Source organism: uncultured Mycobacterium sp. (assembly GCF_964249325.1).
In the GTDB taxonomy this organism is placed as follows: domain Bacteria; phylum Actinomycetota; class Actinomycetes; order Mycobacteriales; family Mycobacteriaceae; genus Mycobacterium.
In genome coordinates this window covers 1-11,830 of the sequence record NZ_CAXUCH010000128.1, presented here as the reverse complement: position 1 = coordinate 11,830, position 11,830 = coordinate 1, and the positions used below count along the sequence as shown (strand labels likewise).

General features: G+C 65.6%; 8 protein-coding genes and 1 pseudogene (1 of these 9 cut by a window edge). 6 read left to right on the top strand and 3 right to left on the bottom strand.

The annotated features are described in order from the left end of the window. Both eccCa and eccB read right to left on the bottom strand, forming a co-directional pair. Nucleotides 1-2,813, bottom strand: part of the annotated coding region (gene eccCa, locus ACFE99_RS15950; RefSeq protein WP_375486933.1) for a type VII secretion protein EccCa (this coding region is incomplete at its 3' end). The annotated region extends 352 nt beyond the left edge of the window; 2,813 of its 3,165 annotated nt are in view. Continuing rightward, nucleotides 2,810-4,387 carry a type VII secretion protein EccB gene (gene eccB, locus ACFE99_RS15945; RefSeq protein ID WP_375486931.1) on the bottom strand — a complete coding sequence of 526 codons (1,578 nt, stop codon included), beginning with the start codon at nucleotides 4,385-4,387 and terminating at the stop codon, nucleotides 2,810-2,812. The genes eccB and eccCa, both read right to left, overlap by 4 nt. A gap of 351 nt (nucleotides 4,388-4,738) precedes the next feature. On the opposite strand from eccB, the gene malQ reads away from it, so the two are divergent. From malQ to ACFE99_RS15925, 4 genes are all read left to right on the top strand, one after another. Further along, complete coding sequence (gene malQ, locus ACFE99_RS15940; protein ID WP_375486929.1) at nucleotides 4,739-6,901, top strand: 4-alpha-glucanotransferase; 2,163 nt, start codon at nucleotides 4,739-4,741, stop codon at nucleotides 6,899-6,901. Between the two features lie 11 nt (nucleotides 6,902-6,912). Continuing rightward, nucleotides 6,913-7,794: an LLM class F420-dependent oxidoreductase gene (locus tag ACFE99_RS15935; protein WP_375486927.1), complete on the top strand. Its 882-nt coding sequence runs from the start codon at nucleotides 6,913-6,915 to the stop codon at nucleotides 7,792-7,794. Next, on the top strand, nucleotides 7,791-8,276 hold the full coding sequence (locus ACFE99_RS15930) for a nuclear transport factor 2 family protein (protein ID WP_375486925.1): 486 nt from the start codon (nucleotides 7,791-7,793) through the stop codon (nucleotides 8,274-8,276). The genes ACFE99_RS15935 and ACFE99_RS15930 overlap by 4 nt, the downstream gene beginning before the upstream one ends. 521 nt (nucleotides 8,277-8,797) lie before the next feature. Further along, entirely contained in the window at nucleotides 8,798-10,546 is a 1,749-nt protein-coding gene (locus ACFE99_RS15925; protein ID WP_375486935.1) for a molybdopterin-dependent oxidoreductase, read from the top strand. Nucleotides 10,547-10,731: 185 nt separating this feature from the next. On the opposite strand, the gene ACFE99_RS15920 is transcribed toward ACFE99_RS15925, so the two are convergent. After that, on the bottom strand, nucleotides 10,732-11,082 hold the full coding sequence (locus ACFE99_RS15920) for a hypothetical protein (RefSeq protein WP_375486923.1): 351 nt from the start codon (nucleotides 11,080-11,082) through the stop codon (nucleotides 10,732-10,734). 57 nt (nucleotides 11,083-11,139) lie between these two features. Here ACFE99_RS15920 and ACFE99_RS15915 point away from each other — a divergent pair. Both ACFE99_RS15915 and ACFE99_RS15910 read left to right on the top strand, forming a co-directional pair. After that, nucleotides 11,140-11,283 (top strand): annotated as a pseudogene (locus tag ACFE99_RS15915) (TetR/AcrR family transcriptional regulator); the annotation flags it as partial. Between the two features lie 130 nt (nucleotides 11,284-11,413). Continuing rightward, a complete protein-coding gene (locus ACFE99_RS15910; protein WP_375486921.1) occupies nucleotides 11,414-11,749 on the top strand; it encodes a hypothetical protein in 336 nt (111 codons plus the stop codon). The last annotated feature ends 81 nt before the right edge of the window (nucleotides 11,750-11,830 follow it).

Sequence of the window (11,830 nt, the reverse complement as noted above, 5' to 3'; positions counted from 1 at the left end):
GTGCGACGCACACCGTAGGGATCGGTCGGGCCGGCGACCCCGCCAACGTGCGGCAGACCGGCCACTGTGGTCAACGCCGTGCCGCTATAGGCCAGGCAGTAGAACTGAACTTGCTCAGGCGTGTGAGTCAGCGCGGCCGCGCAAATCAGGGTCTGCAACGCGGTCGTCTTACCCGAACCACCGGCACCCAAGATCAGCACGTTCGCGCCGGCCCCGGAGGTGTCGACCGTCCACGGGGGCTGGTCGTGCTTGTAGGGGCGGTCGATGATGCCGATCGGGAACACCAAATTCTTGACGGTGCCGTAGTCTTGCTGCCACGGTCGGCCCAGGAAGCGGTTCACCAGTTCGTCGATCGGCAGCGGCACATCCAGCGGCGGTTGCCACAGTCGGTAAGGCTCGAAGTCGATTTGGCGCAGCTGGTCGATGATCACGGTGCCGACTTTGGGAATTCTGAGCGCCTCTTCTTCTTCCTCGCCCTCGCCGTCACGGCGGCCGTTGAGCACCTCACCGTCGACGACCTCGGGAAGCGCGCTTTGGCCGTTCGGCCCGCCGACACTCACCTCGATCGGAGTGAATGCCGTGGTGAACAGCTGCGGGCGGATGTAGTCAATGGTGTGCGTCAGCGGCGCTTGCTCCTCGCCGTCGAGTGACAAGCCGCGGCGGTAATCACGCCAGAGGTACTCGGCCTGGAACCGGATGATCTCGTCGCCGCTCTTGCGGAAGTACCCCAGACCGGCCTGCGCCGGCAGGTTCACCGCGTTCGGCACGCCGGCCGCCTGTGCGGCGCCCGCGGTCTGCGCTTTCAGCACCAGCCGATAACCCATGTTCTCCATGAGCTTTTCGGCTCGGCTCTCGATGGTCTGCGACGCCATCATCAGGTGCACCCAGTAGGCGCGGCCCTGGCGGCCGATCGAGTCGAGAACGTCGACAGCGGTCGGCATGATGCGGAACCATTCGTAGAACTCGTCGATGACCACCACCAGCATCGGCAGCGGCGGCATGTCCTGGCCGCGGGCCTGCATCCTGGAGCGCAGCTCGTTGTATTCCTTGGCACCGTCGACACCGGCGGAAAAGCAAATCTCCTTGCGGCGGGCAATCTCGCCCCACATCGCCTCCAGGAAGCGCTCCATCAGCGCCTGGTCGTCCTCCAGGTCGGTGATGATCCGCGAGACGTGCGGCACCCCGTCGAACGGCTTGACCGCCGACCCACCTTTGAGGTCGGCCAGCACGAACTGCAACTCTTCGGGCGGATGCGCCAGCATCAACGACTCGATCACCGTGCGCACCAGCGACGACTTACCCGAGCCGGTGGTTCCCGACATCACGCCGTGCGGGCCGTCGCCGCCCTCGTCCAGCGACTTCATGTCCAAGAACAGCAGCTCGCCGTTGTCGGCGCGATTGCCGAACGGTATCCGCAACCGTGATCGACTGAGCAAGTCGCGACGGCCGCTCCACAGCGAGTTGAAGTCGATCTCGCCCGCATCGTCAATTCCGTAGTAGGACAGGATGTCTCGGGCGCCCAGCTGCACAACCCGCTGACCGATCTCCTCATAGGCTTCTGCGAGTCGCCAGTGCGCCATCTGCTGAGCGAACTGTTCGGCGTCGGCCTCGGTCATGCAGTCGGCCAGCGCGAAGAACCATGCGTTGTCGTCGATCACCATCCAGGTGTCGCGGTCGCGGGGCAGCGTCTCGATCACGCCGGCGCTGTCGGTGAACCGCAGCACCCGCTGCGGCACGGTCGTCCACAGCGGCGAACCGGTGAGGTCGAAGAACGTCACACCGTCGACGCCGTCGGAGCTGATGACGTATTCCCACTGCGGGTCTTCGATGTCAGCGATGATCACGTGGTGCGGCGTGGGCGTCTCCGCCGACGAGCTGGCGTGCCGCGGAGTGAAAGAGCCACGGCCGGCGAACAACTCGGCTTGCTCGGCGGCGAACTCACGCACCGACGTGTACACCATCCGCGCGTTGCCGGCGGCATCGCGGCGTCGTGGATCGCCGAAGTGCGGAATCCATTTCACCCAATCCCACCGGTCGGGGTCTGAGGTGACGACGATCATCTGGACGTGGTCTGGTCCGTGTGAGAACGCCAGCTGGCAGATGATCGCACGCGCCAGCCCCAGCACCTGCTCGCGGTCACCGACCAGTGAGTACCAGGGCTCGACGAGCAGCGACACCATCTTGGGCAGGTTGTATACGACACTTTGGTAGCGGCCGAACTCCTGCAGCGCCTTACCGGTCACCGGCTCCAGCTCGATGTCGGTCGGCATGTTCTGGGGTTCACCCCAGGTCACCTCGGGCCGCGTCATACCGACCCCGACGCGCACGACCCCGAAATTGAGGTCTTTGCCGTCGGGCTGGCGCTCCCACATCCGGAACGAGCCGACCGCTGCCGCCAGCGTCGTCGGCGCCGGGTGGAACCAGCGGTAGTTGGCGTCCATGCTGTCGGCCGACTCTTGGGCGGTGTCGCGCAGCATGTCGAGCATCAGCATGAACTGGGCGCGCATCGCGTCGAGCTTGGGTCTGCTCATCTGCTGTTGGCCGCCGAATCGGCCGCCGAACATCATCATCGCCACACCACCGATCATGAAGATCGGAAAGATGGCGCCGGCCCCCAGGAACAGCCGCGACCCGCTGGCCACTGTCATGCCGACCATGCCGACCAACAGGCCGACCACCAAGACGCCGACCACGACCAGCCACCATGGTTTGCCTTCCGGTGGCGGAACGCTCAACGGCGTCGGCAGGACGATGTTCTCCGGCTTCACCACCGGCGCGCGCTCGGGCGTCGGTCGTGCGAATCCTTGTTTCACTTCGGTACCGCCAATTCAGCAGGGTTCGTGTCGGTCGGGAGTGTGTCGTGGCGCACCAGCGCGTCCTGGCGCGACAGCATCGGACCGGGAGCCAGCAGCCGCAGCGCCACCCACGGTGCCGGGCTCGGGCCGGAGGTCAATCCCAGGGCAGTGCGTGCCTCACGCGAATTGTCCACGCCGTAGCGCACCCCGGATTTCGATAACAACCATAGCGATTCGGCTGTCGACGCCGCCGGATCGTTCCCGGTGACCACGACGAAGTTGGCGTAGTTCGGGCCGTAATAGACCCGGTCTGCTTCGCGGCCGGAGTTGTCGGCCTTCACCAGCGAGACCACCTTGTTGGTGTCCTCGGTGCCGACCGGCACCGTCGGCCCCGACACCACCTGGACGCGGGCGCGTTCTTCGCCGGTGGTCTTCTCCCACCACCAGCAGGTCGCCGGGTTCTCCTTCATGTTCACCACGTTCAGCGGGCTGTCCGGGTAGGCCGACATATCCAGTCCGTGGACCACCGGCATTTTCGCCAGTGTCGCCGGCGCCACCACTACCGGCGTGCTACCTGACGGGGTGCCTGCGTTCTGCAGAATCTGGGCCACGATCGGTGAAATGGTCTGCACGCCGTCCGGCAACACCACCGAATATTGTTGGGGCCCACTGATTTGTGGTGTGACGAGCACAGCGCCCACGGGCGCGGGGGCGCCGGGAAAGTCTGCTTTGCTACCGGTGTCGGGCACCTTCGGCACCACCAGTTCCGGGCCTACGGGCAGCGCGTCGTAGAGCGCCCGGCTCATCGGGCTGGCCTGCTTGACCTGCTCGGGCGTCAATCCCAACGGCAACAACACCGCGCGGTTGGCCGCGTCGATACGTGACCGGCGCCCCTGCCGGATGACCCACGTGTCGTTGCCGTAGCGCAGCACCACTGCGTCCGAGCCGCTGAGGACGTGCCGGCGACCCGATAGGTCGGGGGTGCCGTCGATCACCGTTACCGTAACGGAGGCCGGCGCACCCACACCCTGCGCCGCCGTCACCGAGTCGCACACCAGCCACGACGACGACGTCGGACTTGTCGCCGAAATATCCGACGGCGCGCCGGGAATGCCCACCAAGGGCCCGTGCGGCTGCTCGGCGATCTGGCCTGACCGCACCTTGTGCGGGTTTTCGGCTCGCCCCGCAATCAGCCGCGCCGACGCCAAGTTCAACGCTGGATACAAGGTGTCGCCCACCCGCACATAGAGCGCCCCTGAGTCGCGGTCGGCGATGATCGGCGACTCCCCCATCTGGCCGGACGGGTTAATGAACGACCACAGCAGCGCGCCGAGGCAAATCACCGCCGCCGCAGTCACAGAGGCCACCACCGCCAAGATTTGACGGCGGCCCGGTTCGACCTCCATGCGCACCCGCCACCGCGTCAATGCCTGTGCGGTACGACGAGCCAGAAACTGATAACCGGTGACCTGGGTGCGGGTCGACAATCCCAGGCCGTAGCCCGACCTGTGCTGCCCGCGTTCTGAATTAGATGGCACTTTGGGTCGCAATCCCCGTCCGACGGAATGCCTCGGCACCTGCCGTGGCGTCATTTACATCGCTAACCGTAAGGCACCCCCACCGACCTCGCCACGCGACGACGTCTCCGTTGCCGGTTCTGTCGACGGCGTCTCGCGCCGAGCTCACAGTGGCGTGCACCACCGTGCTATCAGTAGTCATATCCCCCGCTGAATTAGTCGCGCCTTCACTGGGCATCGTAGCCGTGGATAGCAAAGTTGGCTCGGCGAATCGCAGTCGGCGCTTAGCGCCTAGCCAGCCGGAATGTTGGGTGACGCCGACATGACGGTGGGGTGTCCGCCAAGCAAACAGTGCTTGGCTGTATTTGGACGGCTTCGTTTCGGCCCCTTGCACGACCCCCGGCGGCAGCCAAGCAAGATGGGCTCATGACTGAGCCCGCGCCGTCGTTGGTCGAACTTGCCGAAAAGTTCGGCATCGCCACCGAGTACGAGGATTGGGCTGGTCGCAACCTCGCCATTCCCGAAAGCACGTTGGTGGCCGTGCTCGGGGCCTTCGGCGTCGGGGCCGCCACCGAGCAGGACCGGAGGGCTGCGCTGAATGTGCACGAACGTTCGTATTGGTCACGTCCGCTGCCGGCCACGATCGTCGCGCGCGCCGGCGCCGAGACTCGGTTTTGGGCGCACGTCACCCACGGCGATCCTGCCGAGGTGTGGCTGCAGCTGGAGGACGGCACCGTGCGCCGCGGCTTGCGACAGGTCGACAACTTCACCGCACCGTTCGATATCGACGGCCGCTCGATCGGCGAAGCCAGCTTCGTGCTGCCCACCGATCTGCCGCTCGGTTACCACCGGCTGCATCTGCGTTCGGGCGAGCTCGAGGCCGACACAGCGCTGATCGCGACGCCCGAATGGCTGGGAATCCCCGCCCGGCTCGGCACTCGCCGCACCTGGGGGCTAGCCACCCAGCTCTATAGCGTGCGGTCCGAACGATCTTGGGGCGTCGGCGATCTCACAGATCTGACCGACCTCGCAGTGTGGTCGGCGTCGAAGCACGGTGCGGGGTATGTGCTGGTCAACCCACTGCACGCAGCCACGCCCACCAAGCCCATGGAACCCTCGCCGTATCTGCCGGCGTCCCGGCGCTTCGTCAACCCGCTCTACCTTCGCGTCGAGGCCATCCCGGAATTCGCCTATCTGCGCAAGCGTGGCCGAGTATGGCGGCAGCGCGCGCAGGTCCAGCAGGGCGCCGACAAATCGGAGCTGATCGACCGGGACACCGCGTGGGCGGCCAAGCGCCGGGCACTCAAGCAGGTGTACCGGGTACCACGGTCGGCGGGACGCGAGCTGGCTTATGCGGCGTTCTGCGCTCGCGAGGGCACCGCCCTCGATGACTTCGCCACCTGGTGTGCGCTGGCGGAGCGCTACGGCGGTGGCTGGCATCAATGGCCCGAATCCTTACAGCATCCCGCCGCTGCGGGAGTCGCCGATTTCGTCAGGAACCATCGTCGCGCCGTGGACTTTCACCGCTGGCTGCAGTGGCAACTCGATGAGCAGCTCGCCGCTGCGCAGTCGCAGGCGGTACGGGCCGGGATGGGGCTGGGCATCATGCATGACCTGGCCGTCGGCGTGCATCCCGACGGCGCCGACGCCTGGGCGCTGCAAGACGTGCTGGCGCTTGGCGTGACGGCGGGCGCACCCCCGGACGAGTTCAACCAACTCGGCCAGGACTGGTCACAGCCGCCGTGGCGGCCGGACCGCCTCGAAGAGCACGAGTACGAACCGTTCCGCGCGCTGATCCGCGCGGTGCTGCGGCATGCCGGCGGCGTGCGCATCGACCACATCATCGGGCTGTTTCGGCTGTGGTGGATCCCGCGCGGCGCACCGCCCACCGAGGGCACTTATGTGCGCTACGACCACGAGGCGATGCTCGGCATCGTCGCGCTCGAGGCACACCGGGCCGGTGCGCTGGTGGTGGGCGAGGACCTGGGCACCGTCGAGCGGTGGGTCCGCGACTATCTGCGGGCCCGCGGCGTGCTCGGCACCTCGATCCTGTGGTTCGAGCTGGACCGGGACGAGGATGGCGGGCCCCCCATGCCATTACCGGCAGAACGCTGGCGGGAGTACTGCCTGTCGTCGGTCACCACCCACGACCTGCCCCCGACCGCCGGCTATCTGACCGGAGATCATGTGCGGCTGCGCAATTCGCTGGACCTGCTAACCCGGCCCGTTGAAGAGGAATTGGAGGCCAATCGTCGCGAGTTGGACGCATGGCTCGCTGAGTTGCGCCGAGTCGGGCTACTGGATAACCACACCGATCCCGAACAGGATCAAGAAGAGGTCGTGCTTGCTTTGCATCGGTATCTGGGCCGTACCCCGTCGCGGCTGCTCGGGCTGGCGCTGACGGACGCGGTGGGCGACCGGCGCACCCAGAACCAGCCCGGCACCACCGATGAATACCCCAACTGGCGGGTTCCGCTGGCCGGGCCGGACGGTCGACCCATGCTGCTTGAGGACGTGTTCACCGACCGGAGGGCGGCTGCGTTGGCCGAGGCACTGCGCGCTCAAACCGCCCCGCAACCCACCTGTTAGCTTCGCTTGCCATGAAAGTCGCCGTGGTGGCTCCCGTCGCCGCCGGGGTCACCGCGGACCCGGGCTGGATGGTGAGCTTCGCCGCGCACGTGGAAGCCTGCGGTTTCGAATCGATCGTAGTTGCCGAGCACACCGTGCTGGCGGTCCACTACGACAGCCTCTACCCCTACGACAGCTCCGGGCGTGTCGACTTGGCAGCCGATTGCCCAGTTCCGGATCCCCTTGAGCTGCTTACGTTTTTAGCCGGCCACACTACGCGGCTGGGGTTGGCTACCGGAGTTCTGGTGTTGCCCAACCACCATCCCGTCGTGCTCGCCAAACGAGCGGCGACGGTGGATGCGCTCTCGGGTGGTCGGCTTCGGCTGTGCGTCGGCGTGGGCTGGTTGCGCGAAGAGGTCGAGGCGTGCGTGTCCGCATTCACCAGTCGCGGCCGGCGGGCCGACGAGCAGTTGGCCGTGCTGCGCGCGCTGTGGGCAGATCACCCGCATGGCGTCAGCCATCACGGCGAATTCTTCGACTTCGACGACGTCATGTGTTACCCGAAACCCGTTGCGGGTGCGCGTCTTCCGGTGCACATCGGCGGCCACAGCCAAGCGGCGGCACGGCGGGCGGGCCGTTTCGGCGACGGCTTTCAGCCCCTCGGCGTCAGCGGCGCGCAGTTGACGTCGCTGCTGACGCTGATGCGCGACGAGGCGGTGGCAGCCGGTCGCGACCCGGCCGGTTTGGAGGTTTCCCTGGGCCATCTGGTCACCAAGATCGACGCCGAACGCGCGGGCAGGCTTGCCGATTTGGGTGCCGACCGCATTGTGCTGGGTATGCCCGCGATCACCGATATCGAAGAGGCGAAGGATGTTTTGTCGGCCTGCGCGCAGCGGTTGGCGTTGACGACGTGAAAGTCTCCGACGCCGATCGGGCGGCACTCTCGGATCTGGTGCACCGCTACGCCAGCGGGATTGATGATCGCCAATTCGACGACGTCGTCAACCTTTTCACGCATGACGCCGAGCTGATCGTGCCTGACCCGCCGTCGACGCTGGAGCCGGTGGTGCGTCACGCCGGGCGAGCCACCATCGAGGCGGCGAGCGCCGCGGTCGCCGCGACCCTGCGGACCGAGCATGCGATCGTCGGCGAGGTCTACGACCCCGGCCCCCGGCCAGACGCTGCCCGCGGGCGCATCACGTGCATCGCCCACCATTGGGACCGACGCGGGGATGAGCTCGTCGACGTGGTGTGGCATGCGCGCTACGACGACGAATATCAGCGCACCGATGCCGGTTGGCGAATCGGTCGCCGAGTGTTGACGCTCAACGCCATCGAGACCCGGCCCGTGCGACGGGTTCGTGCCGCTGGCAAGAAAGGCGGCGACCGGATGTGACCAATCTCACTTTGCGGTTCATGCTTCGGCGATGGATCTGATTGCATCCAGGGCGCGGCCGCGGCCCGAGTGAAACTGGTGTGTCGCCAACGCCATTTCGATGCCATGACCGGCACTGGACAAAGCTGCAGCGCACGGCGGATTTCCTGACGCGGCTGGACGGTCATGTACAGGTATGTGCGACGGCGCCTGTGCAAACTGTCGGTCGCCCGATCGGGGCGGCGGAAACCGGGCAGCGCAGGTGCCAGTAATAGAGGGTGCTCTGACCGGAGCCGAGGTTATAACACGGGCAAACGTCCGAATATACGGATAGCAGTTCCCGGAACTGCTCCGATGCACTGGCCGGCGCATCGCGCATCCAGCAAGCTCACAGGCTGTGGTGTTTCCGTTTTGTTAACGTTGGCGCACAGGCCTCTTCGTGTATCTTCACCCGCGTGACGACGACGGACGTTAATGGTGCTGACGGGCATTGGGATTCAGCTGCGACTGCTGCAGCAGCGGATCGCGGCACCGCCACCGCATTGGCGGTCGGCACGCCGCTGACGTTCGATCCGAACTATCGCAGCGAGGTGCATAGTGCCGAGAACACCATCGATGTGGAGACCTATGGCGGCGGATTCGACCTGACCAGGCGGGCCACCGCCCCCAAGCTGCGGGTCGGCCGGGACAAGTGGTTCAACCTGCTGTGGCTGATTCCGATCGGCTTCGCGCTGCTGGTCGCCGCGGTGGCGATCGGTAAAGGCCTGTACCACACGTCGGCGGTGCAGACATTCATCCAGCGTTACCCCGGCACCGACACCAAGGGCGTCAAGCCGGGCATCCCGGCGTGGATCGGCTGGACCCATTTCTTCAATCTGTTCATGATGATGTTCATCATCAGAACCGGGATCCAGATCCTGTGTGACCATCCGCGGCTCTATTTCAGCCGCAACGCCACGCCCGGCAAGGACGAATGGCTGCGGGTGGGTCCACCCGTTCCGGACGACGAGTACTGGACCGCTAATGCCGACACCGTCGCGTTGCCAAGGCATTTCGGGCTCCCCGGCTTTCGGCACTCCATCGGCCTGGCTCGGTGGTGGCACCTGGGGGTCGACGTCTTGTGGCTGCTCAACGGCGCAGTGTTCTACGTTTTGCTGTTCGCCACCGGGCAGTGGCGGCACATCGTGCCGACCAGCTGGGACGTCTTCCCCAACTCCGCATCGGTGGCGATCCAGTACCTGTCGCTGCATTGGCCGACCGATAACGGATGGGTCGCCTACAACGGCTTACAGGTGCTGGCCTACTTCACCACCGTCTTCATCGCCGCGCCGGCCGCACTGCTCACCGGGCTGGGGATGTCACCTGCGTTATCGCAGCGTGTGCACTGGCTGTCCAAGCGGTTGAGCATTCAGCACGCACGCTCTCTGCACTTCCTGGTGCTGGTGTACTTCCTGTTCTTCATCCTGGTGCACGTCACGCTGGTGTTCACCACCGAAGCGCTGCGCAACCTCAACCACATGTTCGCCGCGCGCGACGACGACAGCTGGCTCGGCTTCTGGTTTTTCGCCGCGGCAATGGTGGTGACGGCCGTGGCGTGGGTTTGGGCCACTCCGTTCACCATTCGTCACCCGCGAGTGGTGCAGCGTGTCGGCTACGCGCTGGTCGGGCCCTTCCAGCGCATGCTGGAGAAATTGGACCCGAAGCCGGGCGCGTTCACCGAAAAAGACATCTCGCCGCACCACTGGCGCAACGGCCGCTTGCCGGAGACCGTCGAATACAAAGAGCTCGAGAAGAACGACTTCAAGGATTGGCGGCTGCGGGTTTATGGCCTCGTCGAAAACCCGATGGAGTTCTCGCTCGACGACTTGAAGGCACTGCCCTATCACGAGCAGATCAGCCAGCACTTCTGCATACAGGCCTGGTCCGGCGTCGCCAAATGGGCTGGCGTGCAAATGAAAACGATCATGGACATCGTGAAACCGCTGCCCGAAGCGAAATGGGTGGTGTTCTACTCGATGGGCCTTGGCGCCACCGGCGGGATCTACTACAACGCCCACCACATCGGACAGATGGACCACCACATGACGATGCTGGCCTACAACATGAACGACCAGCCGCTGCCCTACATGCACGGCAAGCCGCTGCGGTTGCGCAACGAGTTGCAGCACGGCTTCAAACTGGTGAAGTGGATCAAGGGAATCGAGTTCGTCGCCGATTACTCCGACATCGGCAGCGGCTACGGCGGTTACAGCGAAGACCACAAGTACTTCGGTCGCCACCAGACGCTTTAACAGCGCGCTAGTCGGTTTCCGGCAGCGGAATGCCTTCGCTGGTCGAGAATTCGGCGTCCCTTTGTGTCGACAATCCGATCGGCACCTGGCCAGCGGCACGGCCCACCGATTGACCAGCCGGGGAATGGCGTACAGGTGATAGTCGCGGGTAACGAATTTCGCCGGGCAGTCGTGGGCCCGCGCGGCTACGGGTTGGCGAGCAGTGTGCCGAATTTTGCTGCCAGCCAGGGCGTACGGCCGCCGGCACGTAGCTTGCCGCGAACGATCTGCGACAACTGCGGGATCCGCCCGCAGCCGACAAGCAGGAAAGTCACCGGATCGGCCGTGATGACACGGTCGGCGCGCTCACCGGCTGCGTCGACCACGTCGGTGGCGTCGTCGACCGCGAGCCGATAGCGAGGGGCGCCTCGCAGGCGCAGCTCGAAGCTGACGTGCAGGCCGCGGCTTCGGTCCGGCCGTAGGTATTTCGGCGCCAGCACCAGCACGGCGGGAAGCACCAGCAACGCATGGCGATGGAGATAGTGCAACTTTCTCACATAGCATGACTATGTCAATTGGCTGTGGTGCGTTTCAGCACACGGAAGTGGGAAGCCATGCCTGCTCCGACGCCACCGTCATCGCTACGCGCCCAGCAGGTCGCCCAGACTCGGGATGCTCTGGTTCGGGCGGGCCGAGAACTGTTCGGCCAGAAGGGGTTTCGCGACACCTCAGTCGAGGATCCGGCACGCGCGGCCCGGGTCACCACCGGTGCGCTCTACCACCACTTCCCCACCAAGACGGCGGTCTTCGAGGCGGTTTTCGAGGATGCGCATACCGAGTTGATGAGCGTAGCCATGCAGGCAGCTCAGGGCGCATCCGACGATCTCGATGAGCTCGCGCGAGGCTTCGACGCAGTTCCTGGGCGCCGTGCTGCAATCCGACTTGCAACGCATCTTGATCATCGACGGCCCAGCGGTGCTGGGGGTGGCCCGTTACACCGAGCTCGACGAGCGCTACGCGTTTGCAGTCATCGTCGCGGCCCTTCGTGCAGCGACGGCGGCCGGCACGCTGCGCGTCGACGACCCCGAGACTGTCACCCGGTTGCTGTTGGGAGCGCTGAGTTGCGGCGCGATGCTGATTGCCAACTCTGCGCATCCTGCCGAAACCCGTGACACCGTCGCGCGCTCGATGCGGGCTTTGCTCGACGGCTTCCGTCCGGGCTGACAAGCGCGGGTGGTGAGCCGTTTTTCCTCACCGCAATACGGGTAGGCCGTCTAGACATGCCCGACGCGACAGAACTGGAGC